The 14,472-nt window shown below is 65.4% G+C and carries 19 protein-coding genes; 15 read left to right on the top strand and 4 right to left on the bottom strand.

What is annotated here, in order from left to right:
- A partial coding sequence (locus tag G584_RS12320; protein ID WP_038051222.1) for a helix-turn-helix domain-containing protein occupies nt 1-225 on the bottom strand: 225 nt, incomplete at its 3' end.
- 160 nt (nt 226-385) lie between these two features.
- Between G584_RS12320 and G584_RS0111775 the strand changes: the two genes are divergently transcribed.
- From G584_RS0111775 to lysS, 3 genes are all read left to right on the top strand, one after another.
- Nucleotides 386-1,504 (top strand): acyl-CoA dehydrogenase family protein, encoded by a 1,119-nt coding sequence (locus G584_RS0111775; protein WP_028494752.1) that lies wholly within the window; start codon nt 386-388, stop codon nt 1,502-1,504.
- A 51-nt stretch (nt 1,505-1,555) separates the two neighbouring features.
- A complete protein-coding gene (locus G584_RS0111770) occupies nt 1,556-2,347 on the top strand; it encodes an isoprenyl transferase (protein WP_028494751.1) in 792 nt (263 codons plus the stop codon).
- A gap of 143 nt (nt 2,348-2,490) precedes the next feature.
- On the top strand, nt 2,491-3,621 hold the full coding sequence (gene lysS, locus G584_RS0111765) for a homocitrate synthase (protein WP_028494750.1): 1,131 nt from the start codon (nt 2,491-2,493) through the stop codon (nt 3,619-3,621).
- A 2-nt stretch (nt 3,622-3,623) separates the two neighbouring features.
- On the opposite strand, the gene G584_RS0111760 is transcribed toward lysS, so the two are convergent.
- Nucleotides 3,624-3,830 carry a type II toxin-antitoxin system HicA family toxin gene (locus G584_RS0111760; RefSeq protein WP_028494749.1) on the bottom strand — a complete coding sequence of 69 codons (207 nt, stop codon included), beginning with the start codon at nt 3,828-3,830 and terminating at the stop codon, nt 3,624-3,626.
- Complete coding sequence (locus G584_RS0111755; RefSeq protein ID WP_028494748.1) at nt 3,820-4,047, bottom strand: type II toxin-antitoxin system HicB family antitoxin; 228 nt, start codon at nt 4,045-4,047, stop codon at nt 3,820-3,822. The genes G584_RS0111760 and G584_RS0111755 overlap by 11 nt, the downstream gene beginning before the upstream one ends.
- Before the next feature lie 22 nt (nt 4,048-4,069).
- Between G584_RS0111755 and G584_RS0111750 the strand changes: the two genes are divergently transcribed.
- The 12 genes from G584_RS0111750 (at nt 4,070) to G584_RS0111695 (ending at nt 13,855) form a co-directional block, all read left to right on the top strand.
- Complete coding sequence (locus G584_RS0111750) at nt 4,070-5,335, top strand: 3-isopropylmalate dehydratase large subunit (protein WP_028494747.1); 1,266 nt, start codon at nt 4,070-4,072, stop codon at nt 5,333-5,335.
- Nucleotides 5,328-5,819 (top strand): LeuD/DmdB family oxidoreductase small subunit, encoded by a 492-nt coding sequence (locus G584_RS0111745; protein ID WP_028494746.1) that lies wholly within the window; start codon nt 5,328-5,330, stop codon nt 5,817-5,819. Before G584_RS0111750 ends, G584_RS0111745 begins: the two co-directional genes overlap by 8 nt.
- A gap of 9 nt (nt 5,820-5,828) precedes the next feature.
- Nucleotides 5,829-6,146 carry a paraquat-inducible protein A gene (locus G584_RS0111740; protein WP_019550470.1) on the top strand — a complete coding sequence of 106 codons (318 nt, stop codon included), beginning with the start codon at nt 5,829-5,831 and terminating at the stop codon, nt 6,144-6,146.
- Complete coding sequence (lysW, locus tag G584_RS0111735; protein ID WP_015716121.1) at nt 6,140-6,304, top strand: lysine biosynthesis protein LysW; 165 nt, start codon at nt 6,140-6,142, stop codon at nt 6,302-6,304. Before G584_RS0111740 ends, lysW begins: the two co-directional genes overlap by 7 nt.
- 88 nt (nt 6,305-6,392) lie before the next feature.
- The gene (gene lysX / locus G584_RS0111730) at nt 6,393-7,244 is read left to right on the top strand and encodes a lysine biosynthesis protein LysX (RefSeq protein WP_028494745.1); all 852 of its coding nucleotides are present in this window, start codon (nt 6,393-6,395) and stop codon (nt 7,242-7,244) included.
- A complete protein-coding gene (gene argC / locus G584_RS0111725) occupies nt 7,241-8,281 on the top strand; it encodes an N-acetyl-gamma-glutamyl-phosphate reductase (RefSeq protein WP_038051220.1) in 1,041 nt (346 codons plus the stop codon). Before lysX ends, argC begins: the two co-directional genes overlap by 4 nt.
- A gap of 16 nt (nt 8,282-8,297) precedes the next feature.
- Nucleotides 8,298-9,107: a [LysW]-aminoadipate kinase gene (locus G584_RS0111720; protein ID WP_028494743.1), complete on the top strand. Its 810-nt coding sequence runs from the start codon at nt 8,298-8,300 to the stop codon at nt 9,105-9,107.
- Between the two features lie 4 nt (nt 9,108-9,111).
- The gene (locus tag G584_RS0111715) at nt 9,112-10,695 is read left to right on the top strand and encodes a 1,4-alpha-glucan branching protein (protein ID WP_028494742.1); all 1,584 of its coding nucleotides are present in this window, start codon (nt 9,112-9,114) and stop codon (nt 10,693-10,695) included.
- A gap of 4 nt (nt 10,696-10,699) precedes the next feature.
- Nucleotides 10,700-11,566, top strand: a complete 867-nt coding sequence (locus G584_RS0111710; protein ID WP_028494741.1) for a nitrilase-related carbon-nitrogen hydrolase — start codon at nt 10,700-10,702, stop codon at nt 11,564-11,566.
- Nucleotides 11,563-12,408 carry an NAD+ synthase gene (locus G584_RS0111705; protein ID WP_028494740.1) on the top strand — a complete coding sequence of 282 codons (846 nt, stop codon included), beginning with the start codon at nt 11,563-11,565 and terminating at the stop codon, nt 12,406-12,408. Before G584_RS0111710 ends, G584_RS0111705 begins: the two co-directional genes overlap by 4 nt.
- Nucleotides 12,405-12,818 carry a CoA-binding protein gene (locus G584_RS0111700; protein ID WP_028494739.1) on the top strand — a complete coding sequence of 138 codons (414 nt, stop codon included), beginning with the start codon at nt 12,405-12,407 and terminating at the stop codon, nt 12,816-12,818. The genes G584_RS0111705 and G584_RS0111700 overlap by 4 nt, the downstream gene beginning before the upstream one ends.
- Nucleotides 12,819-12,820: 2 nt before the next feature.
- Complete coding sequence (locus G584_RS0111695) at nt 12,821-13,855, top strand: A/G-specific adenine glycosylase (RefSeq protein WP_028494738.1); 1,035 nt, start codon at nt 12,821-12,823, stop codon at nt 13,853-13,855.
- On the opposite strand, the gene G584_RS12580 is transcribed toward G584_RS0111695, so the two are convergent.
- Entirely contained in the window at nt 13,739-14,437 is a 699-nt protein-coding gene (locus G584_RS12580) for an FAD-dependent oxidoreductase (protein ID WP_028494737.1), read from the bottom strand. The genes G584_RS0111695 and G584_RS12580 overlap by 117 nt on opposite strands.
- Nucleotides 14,438-14,472: the final 35 nt, after the last annotated feature.

Raw genomic sequence — 14,472 nt, 5'->3', positions numbered from 1 at the left:
CCCCTTCTCCCTCAAGGCCCTTTCCCAGCGGTAGTAGGTGGCCCGGCTGATGCCCAAAAGCTCCTGAATCTCCTCCCACCTCCTCTTGCCCTCCCGCAGGGCTTTCACCAACTTCACCTTGCGCAGGCGTTCCTGGACATCCGGGTCGCCTGCCCCGGCCTCGGCCAGTCTTGCCCCTTGGCTAGCTCCTTTCCATATCGCTCGGCCAACCGTGGTAAGCTGCATATGGGGAACCTCCTCTCTCGGGTCGGTTCCCCATCTTTTTATCCCATTCAGCGTCTCACATGTGTCTGTCCGGGTTCATTCCTCGATGGGAGGGGTAGAGGAACGGTTGCGGATTGTATATGACGTTTTCCTGCATACCTGCAGTGTTACGATAAGGAAGATGGTGACTACCCCCGAACAAAAGTTGGTGCTGGACACCGTGCGCCAGGTGGCCAAGGAGGTTCTTTACCCTCTGGCCCCAGAGTACGACCGGAAGGGGGAATATCCCTGGCCCCAGCTGAAGGCTTTGGCGGAGCTGGGCTTTTTGGGCATGACCACTCCGGAGGAGTGGGGGGGAGCGGGCCTGGACTCCGTGACCTGGGCCTTGGCCCTCGAGGAGATCGCCGCCGCCGATCCCAGCGTGGCCGTGGTGCTTTCGGTGACCAGCGGCCTTCCCCAGTACATGCTGCTTCGCTTCGGCACCGAGGCGCAAAAAAGAAAGTACCTGGTGCCCCTGGCCCGGGGGGAGTGGATCGGGGCCTTCTGCCTCACCGAGCCCCAGGCGGGTTCCGATGCCGCCAGCATCCGCACGGAGGCCAGGAGGGTGCCCGGGGGTTTCGTGCTGAACGGTCTGAAAAGCTGGATCACCTCCGCAGGCCAGGCCCACCTCTACGTGGTCATGGCCAGGAGTGAGAAGGGCATCAGCGCCTTCCTGGTGGAGAAGGGCACCCCCGGTCTCTCCTTTGGTCCTCCGGAGGCGAAGATGGGCCTCCACGCTGCCCACACCGCCGAGGTTCGCCTCGAGGAGGTCTTCGTGCCCGAGGAAAACCTTCTGGGCGAGGAGGGAAGGGGCTTGGCCTACGCTCTGGCGGGCCTGGATTCGGGCAGGGTCGGGGTGGCGGCCCAGGCGGTGGGCATCGCCCGAGGGGCCTTTGAGATCGCCAAGGCCTATGCCGATGAGAGGGAGCAGTTCGGCAGGAAGCTCCGGGAACACCAGGCCATCGCCTTCAAGATCGCCGACATGCACGTGAAAATCGCTGCCGCCCGGGCCTTGGTGTTGGAGGCTGCCAGGAAAAAGGATTCCGGGGAGCGGTTCACCCTCGAGGCCAGCACCGCCAAGCTCTTCGCCAGTAGCGTGGCGGTGGAGGTGACCCGGGAGGCGGTGCAGGTCTTGGGGGGCTACGGCTACCACCGGGATTACCGGGTGGAGCGCTACTACCGCGACGCCAAGGTGACGGAGATCTACGAGGGCACCTCGGAGATCCAGCGCTATATCATCGCCCGGGAGCTTTACCGGTAGTTGGCTTTGGGCCTTTCCTTTCTCATCCTCCCGGCTTAGGGTGGAAAGGGTATGGTCCGCCGCCTCCTTTCCCTCTCCCGACCCCTCTACTGGCTTTACGAGCGGCGCCTCCTCAAGGAGGTGAGGAGGGGGCCCATGCCCAGGCACCTGGGCCTCATCCTGGATGGGAACCGCCGTTACGCCAGGGCCTTGGGCCTATCCCCCGTGAAGGGGCACGAGTTCGGGGTCCAGAAGGCCTACGAGGTTCTGGAATGGTGCCTGGAGATGGGCATCCGGACGGTGACGGTCTGGGTCTTCTCCACGGACAACTTCAAGCGCCCTCCGGAGGAGGTGGAGGAGCTCATGCGCCTCTTCGTGCGGGAGGCCGAGCGGATGGCGGAGGACCACCGCGTCCTGGAGCATCAGGTTCAGGTGCGGGTCATCGGGCGGAGGGAGGGCTTTTCCGAGGAGGTGCTTCGGGCGATGGAGCGCCTTGAGGAGCGCACCCGGCACCACCAGGGCATGGTGCTGAACATCGCCTTGGGCTACGGGGGGCGGGAGGAGATCGTGGATGCGGTGAAAAGGCTCCTTCTGGAGGCTTGGGAAAGAGGCCTTTCCCCCAAGGAACTTGCGGAAAGGCTTACCCCTGAGGACATCGCCCGCCACCTCTACACCGCGGGCCTTCCCGATCCCGACTTCATCATCCGCACCTCGGGGGAGATCCGGCTTTCCGGCTTCCTCCTTTGGCAGTCGGCCTACTCCGAGTTCTACTTCGCCGACGTGCTCTGGCCGGAGTTCCGAAAGATCGACTTCTTGAGGGCTCTAAGGAGCTACCAGGCCCGCGAGAGGCGGTTTGGGCGTTGACAAAAGGGAGGGTTTCGTATACCCTTACAGGCAAGATGCTGGCCCTGGAGAAAAAACTCGGCCGCCGGGGGGTAGGGTAGCCCCAGAGGGTTCCTTATCCCCCGGCCCGAGTTCGGGCCGGTTTTCTTTTTTGGGAGGAGCGCATGCGGGAATGGAAGATTATAGATTCCACCTTAAGGGAGGGCGAGCAGTTTGAAAGGGCCAACTTTTCCACCCAGGACAAGATCGAGATCGCCAAGGCCCTGGACGAGTTCGGCGTGGAGTACATCGAGGTCACTACCCCCATGGCCTCTCCCCAGTCCCGCAAGGATGCGGAGGTCCTGGCTTCCTTGGGCCTCAAGGCCAAGGTGGTGACCCACATCCAGACCCGGCTGGAGGCGGCCAAGGTGGCCCTGGAGACCGGGGTGCAGGGCATAGACCTCCTTTTCGGTACCAGCAAGTACCTCAGGGCTGCCCACGGACGGGATATTCCCCGGATCATCGAGGAGGCCCGAGAGGTGATCAGCTTTATCCGGGAGAAGGCCCCCCACGTGGAGGTACGCTTCTCCGCCGAGGATACCTTCCGCTCCGATGAGCACGACCTTTTGCAGATCTATCAGGCCGTTGCCCCTTATGTGGACCGGGTGGGTCTGGCGGATACCGTGGGCATCGCCACCCCCAGGCAGGTCTTCGCCCTGGTGCGGGAGGTCAGGCGGGTGGTGGGCCCGCGCGTGGACATTGAGTTCCACGGGCACAATGACACGGGCTGCGCCATCGCCAATGCCTTTGAGGCTATAGAGGCTGGGGCCACCCATGTGGACACCAGTATCCTGGGGATCGGGGAGAGGAACGGGATCACCCCTCTAGGGGGTTTCCTGGCCCGCATGTACACCTTGCAACCCGAGTACGTGCGCCGGAAGTACAAGCTGGAGATGCTCCCCGAGCTGGACCGCATGGTGGCCCGGATGGTGGGGGTGGAGATCCCCTTCAACAACTACATCACCGGGGAGACCGCCTTCAGCCATAAGGCTGGGATGCACCTTAAGGCCATCTACATCAACCCCGAGTCCTACGAGCCCTATCCGCCGGAGGTCTTTGGGGTGAAGCGCAAGCTCATCATCGTCTCCAGGCTCACGGGCCGGCACGCCATCAAGGCGCGGGCGGAGGAGCTTGGCCTGCATTACGGGGAGGAGGAGCTTGCCCGCATCACCCAGCACATCAAGGCCCTGGCGGATAAGGGTCAGCTGACCCTCGAGGAGCTGGACCGCATCCTGAGGGAGTGGATCACGGCATGAGGCTAAAGGTTCCGGAATTCCTCCTCGGTGAGGCCTACGTCCTTAAGGATGCCCAGGAAGGTGCCCCTTTTAAGTTCCTTGCGGTGAAAGGGGACTACCGTGCGCCGGCCGTCGGGGTGGATAAGGACCCTGTGACTTCCTTTGCCACCCACCTCCTCGAAGCCCAGGCGCTTCAACTTGCGCAGGACCTCCTCGGGTCTAGGCGGCATCCACTTGCACCTCTACCCATTCCTCCTCGGCCTCGGGGATGGGAAGGCCTTTGGCCTTCAAGGCTTCCAGCATGGCCTCGAGGGCTTCTTGCACGTTGCGGATGGCCTCTTCACGGCTATCCCCGTCTGAGCGCACCCCGTATACCGCGGGGACCTCGGCCAGCCAGACCCCAGGTTCTTCAGGGTCGGGATAGACCCGGATCCAGTAGCGCTTCATATCCTCAGTATAGGAGGCGGGCATGGGCATGACCTTGGCGGAAAAGATACTTTCCAGGAAGGCGGGAAGGGAGGTGCGGGCCGGGGAGCTGGTGGTGGTGGAGGTGGACCAGGTGATGGTGGTGGACTCCATCGCCGGGAGCTTCTTCAAGCGCCTGGAGTATCTGGGGGCTACCCCCCGGTACCCGGAAAGGGTTTCCATCGTCATCGACCACGTGGCCCCAGCGGCCAACCTCGAGGTGGCCAAGGCCCAGAAGGAGATCCGGGAATGGGGAAGGAAGCACGGCATCCGGGTCTTTGACGTGGGAAGAGGCGTGTGCCACCAGGTGCTCATCGAGGAGGGCCTGGCCCAGCCGGGCTGGATCGTGGTGGGGTCGGATTCCCACTCCACCACCTACGGGGCGGTGGGGGCCTTCGGCACGGGCATGGGGGCCACGGATATCGCCTTGGCCGCCGCCAGCGGCCGCACCTGGTTCAGGGTGCCGGAAAGCGTCAAGGTGACCTTCCGGGGGAAGCTTCCCAAGGGGGTCACCGCCAAGGACGCGGCCCTTGAGATGGTGCGCCTCCTCACCGCCGAGGGCGCCACCTATATGGCGGTGGAGATCCACCTCCTGGACGGGGCGGAGTCCTTGAGCCGGGGCGAGCGCATGACCCTGGCCAACCTCACCGTGGAGGCTGGGGCCAAGGCGGGGCTGGTGGTGCCCTCGGGGGAGATCCTGGATCTTTACCGGGTGCCCGAGTGGCTCTACCCCGACCCCGACGCCCAGTATGCCCGGGAGGTGGAGATCGACCTTTCCACCCTCTCCCCTAGGGTTTCCGTACCCTTCCACGTGGACAACGTGCAGGAGGTGGCCGCCGTCCGAGGCAAGCGGGTGGACCAGGTGTTCATCGGCACCTGCACCAATGGGCGCATCGAGGACCTGAGGGCCGCCGCCGAGGTGCTAAAGGGGAGGAAGGTGGCCCCCGGGGTGCGCCTTTTGGTGATTCCCGCAAGCTCCCAGGTTTTGGAGGAAGCCACCCGGGATGGCACCCTTCTCACCCTGCTGGAGGCTGGGGCCACCATCGGCACCCCTGGGTGCGGTCCTTGCATGGGGCGGCACATGGGGGTTTTGGCCCCGGGAGAGGTGTGCGTGTCCACCAGCAACCGCAACTTCCGGGGGCGCATGGGGGCTCCCGATGCCGAGATCTACCTGGCAAGCCCCCGCGTGGCGGCGGCCAGCGCCGTGGCCGGGTATATCGCCACTCCCGAGGACCTAGCCCCTTTGTCCCAGGAGGAAGCCCATGCCTAGGGTTTGGAAGTTTGGCGACCACATCAACACCGACGACATCCTTCCCGGCAAGTACGCGCCTTTCATGGTGGGGGAGGACCGGTTCCACACCTTCGCCTTCGCCCACCTGCGGCCCGAGTTTGCCAAGGAGGTGAAACCCGGGGACATCCTGGTTTTCGGAAGGAATGCCGGGCTTGGCAGTAGCCGGGAGTACGCCCCAGAGGCCCTGCGCAAGCTGGGCATCCAGGCGGTCATTGCCAAGAGCTACGCCCGCATCTTCTTCCGCAACCTGGTGAACCTGGGGATCATTCCCTTCGAATCGGAGGAGGTGGTGGATGCGCTAGAGGACGGGGATAGGGTGGAGCTGGATCTGGAAACGGGGGTTCTGGTGCGGGGAGGAGAGCGCTTTGCCCTTCGTCCCCCGCCGCCCTTCCTGTTGGAGGCTTTGAGGGAGGGTTCCCTGCTGGACTACTACAAGAAGTATGGCCGCTTCCCGGGGGAGTAAACTAGGCCTATGGAGGATCTGGAGATCACCTGCCCGGTGTGCGGCGAGGCCAGCGTGGTGCTGGCCGAGGACGTGGAGACCCTGGAAGTAGGGGACGTGCTGGAGTGCGAGGCTTGCGGGGCCTTTCTGGAGGTGGTCTCCCTGGATCCTCTTGAGGTGGAGGTGACGGAGGAGGGCCTCGAGGCCTTCTTCGTGGACTGCCCCCGTTGCGGCTATACCTTCGAGGTATCCGAGGAGGATCGAGGCCAAGAGGTGGAGTGCCCGGAGTGCGGCTTTCGGTTTGTCCCTGACTGGAGTGAAGTGGACGAGGAGGACGAGGAATGGTAGCCACTTGCCCTGAATGCGGTGCGGAGCTGACCCTGGCAAACCCCGAGTTGGGGGAACTTGTGGTGTGCGAGGACTGCGGCGCGGAGCTGGAGGTGGTGGGGCTGGACCCCCTTCGCCTGGAGCCCGCCCCGGAGGAGGCGGAGGACTGGGGAGAGTGAGGCCATCCCCTTAGGGTAGGGAGCCTCGAGGCCCTGGGCCGGGCTTCAGCCCGGTCCGGGGATTCCTGGAAGGGGAAGAGCCATCGCCATGCTGGCCATCCTGTACGACCGCATCCGCCCCGACGAGAAGATGCTCTTTGAGAGGGCTGAGGCCCTGGGCATTCCCTACAGGAAGGTCTACGTTCCCGCCTTGCGCATGGTCCTGGGGGAGAGGCCTAAGGAGTTGGAAGGGGTCACGGTGGCCCTGGAACGCTGCGTAAGCCAGACCCGGGGCCTGGCCGTGGCCCGTTACCTCACCGCCTTGGGCATCCCCGTGGTGAACCGGCCCGAGGTCATGGAAACCTGCGGGGACAAGTGGGCCACCAGCGTGGCTCTGGAACGCCATGGCCTGCCTCAGCCCAGAACGGCCCTCCTCACCGACGCGGAGGAAGCCCTGAAGCTCATGGAGGAATGGGGCTATCCCGTGGTGCTGAAGCCGGTGATTGGAAGCTGGGGAAGGCTTCTCGCCAAGATCACCGACCGGGAGGCCGCCGAGGCCATCCTGGAGCACAAGGAGGTTCTGGGGGGGTTTCAGCACCAGCTCCTTTACCTGCAGGAGTACGTGAGGAAGCCGGGGCGGGACATACGGGTCTTCGTGGTGGGGGATAGGGCCATCGCCGCCATCTACCGGAGGAGCCAGCACTGGATCACCAACACCGCCCGGGGAGGGCAGGCGGAAAACTGCCCCGTAACCCCGGAGATCGCGGAGCTTTCCGTGCGGGCGGCCCAGGCGGTGGGGGGTGGGGTGGTGGCCATCGACCTCTTTGAGTCCGAGCGGGGCCTTTTGGTGAACGAGGTGAACCACACCATGGAGTTCAAGAACTCCGTGCACACCACGGGGGTGGATATCCCGGGGGAGATCCTCCGGTACACGTGGGAGCAAGGGAGGACGGCTTCATGAGCGCCGAGAAAAAAACCGTGTCCATCGTGGGGGCCTCGGGGTATGCGGGAGGGGAGTTTTTGCGCCTGGCTCTTTCCCACCCTTACCTCGAGGTGAAGCAGGTAACCTCGAGGCGCTTCGCTGGCGAGCCCGTGGCCTTCGTCCATCCCAACCTGAGGGGGAGGACCAACCTGAAGTTCATCCCCCCGGAGAAACTGGAGCCCGCCGACATCCTGGTGCTTTCCCTGCCCCACGGGGTCTTCGCCCAGGAGTTCGATCGCTATGCGGATCTAGCCCCCATCCTCATCGACCTTTCCGCGGACTTCCGGCTTAAGGACCTGGACCTCTACCGCAAGTACTACGGGGAGCATCCCAGGCCCGAGCTTCTCGGCCGCTTTGTCTACGCCCTGCCCGAGCTTTACCGGGAGAGGCTTAAGGAAGCGGACTGGATGGCGGGGGCCGGGTGCAACGCCACCGCCACGCTCCTGGGCCTGTACCCCCTCCTTAAAGGGGGGGTGCTGAAGCCCGGACCCATCTTCGTCACCCTCCTCATCTCCACCTCGGCGGCGGGGGCTGAGCCCAGCCCTGCCAGCCACCATCCCGAGCGGGCCGGCTCCATCCGGGTCTACAAGCCCACGGGCCACCGCCACACCGCCGAGGTGGTGGAGAACCTCCCGGGAAAGCCTGAGGTGTACCTCACCGCCATCGCCACCGACCGGGTGCGGGGCATCCTCATGACCGCCCAGGCCTTTTTGCAGGATGGCTGGAGCGAGCGGGATGTCTGGCAGGCGTACCGGGAGGCCTATGGGGGTGAGCCTTTTATCCGTATCGTCAAGCAGAAAAAGGGCATTCACCGCTATCCCGACCCCCGCTTCGTCCAGGGCACCAACTATGCGGACATCGGCTTTGAGCTGGAGGAGGACACGGGGAGGCTGGTGGTGATGACCGCCATCGACAACCTGGTGAAGGGCACCGCCGGGCACGCCCTACAAGCCCTAAACATCCGCATGGGCTGGCCCGAGACCCTGGGCCTGGATTTCCCGGGACTGCACCCGTAGGTGCAAGGGGGTTGCCGTGATCGTGGTCAAGGTAGGGGGTGCCGAGGGCATCAACTACGAGGCGGTGGCCAGGGATGCCGCCTCCTTGTGGAAGGAGGGGGTGAGGCTTCTTTTGGTCCACGGGGGGAGCGCCGAAACCAACAAGGTGGCGGAGGCCCTGGGTCACCCGCCCCGGTTCCTCACCCACCCCGGGGGACAGGTGAGCCGCCTCACCGACCGCAGGACCCTGGAGATCTTTGAGATGGTCTACTGCGGCCTGGTGAACAAGCGCCTGGTGGAGCTTTTGCAAAGGGAAGGGGCCAATGCCCTGGGGCTTTCCGGGCTGGATGGAAGGCTTCTGGAGGGCCGCCGCAAGACCGCGGTGAAGTATGTGGAAGACGGCAAGATCAAGATCCACCGCGGGGACTACACGGGCACCGTGGAGCGGGTGAACCGGGATCTATTGGACCTTCTCCTTGGGGCTGGGTATCTCCCGGTCATCACCCCTCCCGCCATCAGCTACGAGGGGGAGGCCATCAATACCGACGGGGACCAGGTGGCGGCCCTTCTCGCCACCGTCTACCAGGCGGAGGCCCTGGTGTACCTCTCCAACGTGCCGGGCCTTCTGGCCCGTTACCCCGACGAGGCCAGCCTGGTGCGGGAAATTCCCGTGGATAGGGTGGAGGACCCCGAGTACCTTTCCCTGGCCCAGGGGCGGATGAAGCGGAAGGTGATGGGGGCGGTGGAGGCGGTGAAGGGGGGAGTGAAGCGGGTCATTTTCGCCGATGCCCGGGTGGAAGACCCCATAAGGCGGGCCCTGGCCGGGGAAGGCACCGTGGTACGCTAGACCCATGGCGCGCTTTGCCCTGGTCCTCCACGCCCACCTCCCCTACGTGCGCTCCCACGGGATGTGGCCCTTTGGGGAGGAAACCCTCTACGAGGCCATGGCGGAAACCTATCTGCCGCTTCTTAGGCTCCTGGAGCGGCTTTATGCCGAAGGGGTGGAGGCCCGTTTTACCTTGGGGATCACCCCCATCCTGGCGGAGCAGCTGGCCGACGCCAGGGTGAGGGAAGGCTTTTGGGCGTATGCCAGGGATCGGCTGGAGCGGGCCCAGGGGGATTATCTCCGTTACCAGGGGACGGACCTCGAGGCCAGCGCCCGCCACCAGGTGGCCTTTTGGGAACTTACCCTGGATCATTTCCACCACCTGAGGGGGGACCTCCTTGCCGCCTTCCGCCGGGCCCAGGACCGGGGCCAGGTGGAGCTTCTCACCTCCAGCGCCACCCACGGCTACTCCCCCCTTTTGGGCTACGACGAGGCCCTTTGGGCCCAGATCAAAACCGGGGTGATCACCTACCGCCGCCACTTCGCCAAGGATCCCACGGGCTACTGGCTTCCCGAGATGGCCTACCGGCCCAGGGGTCCCTGGAAGCCCCCTGTGGAGGGGGCTCCGGAAGGGGTCAGGCCCGGGGTGGACGAGTTCCTCATGCGGGCGGGGATCCGTTACACCTTCGTGGACGCCCACCTGGTCCAGGGGGGAAGGCCCCTTTCCCCTTACGGGGAGGCCTCCTTGGGTCCGGTGGAAAGCGCTGAGGCCACCTACTACGTCCACGAGCTGGAGTCGGGCCTGAGGGTTTTGGCCCGCAACCTGGAGACCTCCTTGCAGGTCTGGAGCGCCGACTATGGCTACCCGGGGGAGGGGCTTTACCGGGAGTTCCACCGCAAGGACCCCATCTCCGGCCTCCACCACTGGCGGGTGACCCACCGCCAGGCGGACCTCTCGGCCAAGGCGCCCTACGACCCCGAGGCGGCCTTTCTCAAGGTGAAGGAGCATGCCGTTCACTTCGTGGATTTGGTGGAGCGGCTCTCCCGGGAGCACCCGGATGGGGTCATCCTGGCTCCCTACGACGCCGAGCTCTTCGGCCACTGGTGGTACGAGGGGGTGGCCTGGCTGGAGGAGGTGCTGAGGATTCTGGCCCAAAGGAGGGGAGTGCAGGCGGTGACGGCGAAGGAAGCGATCCAGGGCAAGGCGGTGCGCTCCGCCTTGCCCGAGGGTTCCTGGGGCCGGGGTGGGGACCACAGGGTCTGGCTCAACGAGGCCACCTGGGACTACTGGCGCACGGTGTACCGGGCGGAAGGGGCCATGCGGGAGGCGGTGCGCCACGGCAACCTGCCCTCCAGGGTGCTCCAGCAGGCCATGCGGGAGCTGTTGCTCCTCGAGGCCTCCGACTGGCCCTTCCTCATCGATACCGCCCAGGCGGCGGGGTACGCCAAGGAACGCTACCAGGGGCATGCCGAGGCCTTCTTTCAGCTCCTCCGGGGGGTTTCCCCCGAGGAGCTTAAGGCCCTGGAGGAGCGGGATAACCCCTTCCCGGAGGCGGACCCCAGGCTTTACCTGGAGCCCAACGCTACGGTTCATGGGGGTGTAGGCTAGATCCGTGATCCGGCACGCCATCTTGCAGTTTCGTCCGGAGAAGGCCAGGGTTAAGGAGAACCTGGCCCGCTTGGCGGAGCGCCTCGAGGCCCTCCGTCCCCATGCCCCCGAGGTGGTGGTCCTTCCCGAGGCCGCCCTGACCGGGTATTTCCTGCAGGGAGGGGTGCGGGAACTGGCCCTGACCCGCCACGAGCTTTTGGAGCTCCTTTCAGGGGTGCACCGGGCCGTGGGGTGGGAGGGGCTTTTGGACGTGGTGGTGGGCTTCTATGAGCGGGATGAGGGGGCCTATTACAACAGCGCCGCCTACCTCGAGCTTCCCCACCGCGTGGTTCACGTGCACCGCAAGGTCTTCCTGCCCACCTACGGGGTTTTTGACGAGGAGCGCTACCTGGCCCGGGGCAGGCGGGTGGAGGCCTTTAACACCCGTTTCGGCCGGGTGGCCATCCTCATCTGCGAGGACTTCTGGCACTCCATCACCGCGGCCATTGCCGCCTTGGATGGGGCGGAGGCCATCTACGTGCCGGCGGCAAGCCCGGCCAGGGGCTTCCAGGGGGAACGCCCGGAGAACGTGGAGCGCTGGCGAACCCTGGCCCGGGCGGTGGCGGCGGAGCACGGGGTGTACGTGGTGCTCTCCAGCCTGGTGGGGTTTGAGGGGGGGAAGGGGATGAGCGGGGGAAGCCTGGCGGTGGGGCCCGAAGGGAGGATTCTGGCCGAGGCCCCCCTCTTTGAGGAGGCGGCTTTGCTCTTCGACCTGGACCCCGGGCGCATTCCCCCGGTGCGCTACGATAGCCCCCTGCTTTCGGACCTCGAGGCGGCCCTTCCCCTTCTTCTCCCGGACCTGGAGAGGGTTCTTGGAAAGGGGGGAGGATGAGGATCGTTCAGGCGCCCAAAGCCCAGGAAAGCCTGGAGCTCAACTGGCCCCTGGTGGCGGACTTCCTCACCCGCTTTATCCGGGAGGAGCTGGCCTGGCGGGGCTACGAGAAGGCCATCGTGGCGGTATCCGGAGGGGTGGACTCCGCCACCACCTTGGCCCTGGCGGTGCGGGCCCTGGGGCGGAAGCAAGTCCATGCCCTTTTCCTTCCCCACCGGGACTCCAGCCCCCTTTCCCGGGAGCACGCCTACCTGGTGGCGGAAACCTTCGGGGTGGACCTGGAGGAGGTGGACATTACCCCCATGGTGGAGGGCTATGCCGCCATGACCCCGGACCTCACCCCCCACCGCAAGGGCAACCTCATGGCCCGGGCGCGGATGATGGTGCTCTTTGACAAATCCCAGGCCTACCAGGCCTTGCCCCTGGGCACGGGCAACAAGACGGAAAGGCTTTTCGGCTACTTCACCTGGCACGGGGACGACACCCCCCCCGTGAACCCCTTGGGGGACCTCTACAAGACCCAGGTCTGGGGCTTGGCCCGCTTTCTCGGGGTGCCGCAGGCGGTGGTGGAGAAGGTCCCCACCGCGGATCTCATCCCGGGCCAGACGGACGAGGGGGACCTGGGGGTGCGCTACCTCCGGGCGGATGTCATCCTGGAGCATTATCTGAAGGGCTACCCCGATGCCTACATAGAGAGCCTGGGCTACACCCTGGAGGAGATAGGGCGGGTTAAGGAGCGGGTAAACCGCACCCACTGGAAGCGGGCCCTTCCCACCGTGGCCCTCCTTTCCTCCACGGCCATCGGGGAGTTTTACCTGAGGCCCCTGGACTACCGGCCATGACCGACCTGGAGCTCAAGGCCTACCTGGAAAAGGCCCGGAGCATCGCCGTTCTCGGGGCCCACAAGGATCCTTCCCGCCCCGCCCACTACGTGCCCCGGTACCTCTGGGAGAAGGGGTACCGCATCCTGCCTGTTAACCCCCGCTTTGCCGGGGAAGAGCTTTTCGGGATGCGGGTGGTGGCGAGCCTGAAGGAGATCGCCGAGCCCGTGGATATCCTGGATGTCTTCCGCCCTCCGGAGGCCCTCTTGGCCCACCTGCCGGAGGTCTTGGCCCTGAGGCCGGGCCTGGCGTGGCTGCAGACCGGCATCCGCCATCCAGGCTTTGAAGAGGCGTTAAAGGAAGCGGGCATTCCCGTGGTGGCTGATCGTTGTCTCATGGTGGAGCACCGAAGGCTTTTCGGGGTCCACTGAGCATGGAGAAGTTTCAGGAAGCTCTGCTCGCCTGGTACCGGGAAAACCCCCGCTCCCTTCCCTGGCGGGGGGAGAAGGATCCCTACCGCATCCTGGTGGCCGAGGTACTCCTCCAACAAACCCGCACCGCCCAGGCCATCCCCTACTACCACCGCTTCCTTGCCCGTTTCCCTACCCTAAAGGCCTTGCGGGAGGCTTCCTTGGAGGAGGTGCTTAAGGCCTGGCAGGGAGCGGGCTACTACCGCCGGGCCCTTCACCTCCACCTCCTGGCCCAGGAGGTGGAGGCCCTGCCCCGAAGCTACGCCGAGCTTCTTAAGCTTCCCGGCCTGGGTCCGTACACGGCGGCGGCGGTGGCCTCCCTGGCCTTTGGGGAAAGGGTAGCGGCGGTGGACGGTAACGTGAGGCGGGTGCTTTCCCGGGTTTTTGCCCTGGAAAACCCTGCCCCCAGGATGCTTCGAAACCTGGCCCAAGGCCTCCTGCCCCAAGGGGAAGCCCCGGGGGAGTGGAACCAAGCCCTCATGGACCTGGGGGCCACGGTGTGCCTACCCCGGAGGCCCCTTTGCTCGGAGTGCCCCGTCGCCCCTTTGTGCCAGGGGCGGGTGGACCCGGGGCGTTACCCAGGGGCCAGGAGGCGAAAAGTGCGGGAGGAAGCCCTGGCGGCCCTGGTCCTTTGGGGGAGGGAAGGGGTTTACCTGGAGAGGCTGGAAGGGCGTTTCGCCGGGCTTTACGGGGTGCCCCTCTTTCCCCAGGAGGAACTTCCCCGGAGGGTGCGAAGCTTTGGGGTGGACCCCCGCTTCGCCGGGGAGGTGCACCACACCCTCACCCACCGCAGGCTACGGGTGGGGGTGTACGTGGCTCCTTGGGATGGGGAAGGGGCGGCTTCCCGAAGGGAACAGCTTGTGGATCCGGGGGAAAAACCCCTACCCAAGCTCATGGAGAAGGTGCTCCGCCAGGCGCAGGCCTTCTTGGCTCATGAGGGCATACTCCCCTTCCCGCACGCAAAGGCCCACGGCGTAAAGCCCTTCGAGCCTGGTTAGACGGAAGGTAGTCTCCTCCCATTCCTCCGGATGGAAGGCGTGGTAGCTGACGGTGTAGCCAGGGGTTCCCGGGGTTTGGGGTACCTCCCTTTCCCGTTTCAGGAAGCGGAAGCCCAGGGCCTGGAGGTGGAGGAAGAGGTCCGGGTAGCTGGCCTCGGAGAGCCGGCCCGCCTCCTCCTCCACCTCGCCCATGCGGAGCCTGGCCCCGAGAAAGCTTCCCACCGCCAGCACCACATGGAAGGCCCTGGCCGGGGGGCCCTCCCACGTGCCCACCCCCACCACCCTTTTCCCCTCGAGGAGGAGTTCCGTGGCGGTGGCCTGGAAGAGATGCAGGTTGGGCTGGTTTTCCAGGAGGTACTTGGCCCGGGCGTGGAAGGCCCAAAGCCGGGGATCGGCCGGGTCGTAGGCCTGGGCCAGGAGGCTCCCTTCCGGGAAAGGGGGCATTGGGGGCAAAAAGGGCATCATCACCGAGTCCAGGCTCTGGGTGAGGAGGCCCACCCGCACCCCCCTTTGCGCTAAGCGGTAGGCGGCCTCGCTTCCCGCAAAGCCCGCCCCCACGATGAGCACCTGGTAATCCTGCATGGCAGGCGGAAGGATTTAAAAAAGGCCCTCGAGGG

The sequence above is a fragment of the Thermus antranikianii DSM 12462 genome (genome assembly GCF_000423905.1).
Lineage (GTDB): Bacteria > Deinococcota > Deinococci > Deinococcales > Thermaceae > Thermus > Thermus antranikianii.
The sequence above is the reverse complement of the archived record's forward strand: the minus strand, read 5'-3'. Positions and strand labels throughout refer to the sequence as shown.

What these genes read in the sequence shown, in the direction of transcription:
- G584_RS0111775 (WP_028494752.1), top strand. Translation starts at nt 386, where the DNA reads ATGGTGACTACCCCCGAACAAAAGTTGGTGCTGGACACCGTGCGCCAG.
- G584_RS0111770 (WP_028494751.1), top strand. Translation starts at nt 1,556, where the DNA reads ATGGTCCGCCGCCTCCTTTCCCTCTCCCGACCCCTCTACTGGCTTTAC.
- lysS (WP_028494750.1), top strand. Translation starts at nt 2,491, where the DNA reads ATGCGGGAATGGAAGATTATAGATTCCACCTTAAGGGAGGGCGAGCAG.
- G584_RS0111760 (WP_028494749.1), bottom strand. Translation starts at nt 3,830, where the DNA reads ATGCCGCCTAGACCCGAGGAGGTCCTGCGCAAGTTGAAGCGCCTGGGC.
- G584_RS0111755 (WP_028494748.1), bottom strand. Translation starts at nt 4,047, where the DNA reads ATGAAGCGCTACTGGATCCGGGTCTATCCCGACCCTGAAGAACCTGGG.
- G584_RS0111750 (WP_028494747.1), top strand. Translation starts at nt 4,070, where the DNA reads ATGGGCATGACCTTGGCGGAAAAGATACTTTCCAGGAAGGCGGGAAGG.
- G584_RS0111745 (WP_028494746.1), top strand. Translation starts at nt 5,328, where the DNA reads ATGCCTAGGGTTTGGAAGTTTGGCGACCACATCAACACCGACGACATC.
- G584_RS0111740 (WP_019550470.1), top strand. Translation starts at nt 5,829, where the DNA reads ATGGAGGATCTGGAGATCACCTGCCCGGTGTGCGGCGAGGCCAGCGTG.
- lysW (WP_015716121.1), top strand. Translation starts at nt 6,140, where the DNA reads ATGGTAGCCACTTGCCCTGAATGCGGTGCGGAGCTGACCCTGGCAAAC.
- lysX (WP_028494745.1), top strand. Translation starts at nt 6,393, where the DNA reads ATGCTGGCCATCCTGTACGACCGCATCCGCCCCGACGAGAAGATGCTC.
- argC (WP_038051220.1), top strand. Translation starts at nt 7,241, where the DNA reads ATGAGCGCCGAGAAAAAAACCGTGTCCATCGTGGGGGCCTCGGGGTAT.
- G584_RS0111715 (WP_028494742.1), top strand. Translation starts at nt 9,112, where the DNA reads ATGGCGCGCTTTGCCCTGGTCCTCCACGCCCACCTCCCCTACGTGCGC.
- G584_RS0111705 (WP_028494740.1), top strand. Translation starts at nt 11,563, where the DNA reads ATGAGGATCGTTCAGGCGCCCAAAGCCCAGGAAAGCCTGGAGCTCAAC.
- G584_RS0111700 (WP_028494739.1), top strand. Translation starts at nt 12,405, where the DNA reads ATGACCGACCTGGAGCTCAAGGCCTACCTGGAAAAGGCCCGGAGCATC.
- G584_RS0111695 (WP_028494738.1), top strand. Translation starts at nt 12,821, where the DNA reads ATGGAGAAGTTTCAGGAAGCTCTGCTCGCCTGGTACCGGGAAAACCCC.
- G584_RS12580 (WP_028494737.1), bottom strand. Translation starts at nt 14,437, where the DNA reads ATGCAGGATTACCAGGTGCTCATCGTGGGGGCGGGCTTTGCGGGAAGC.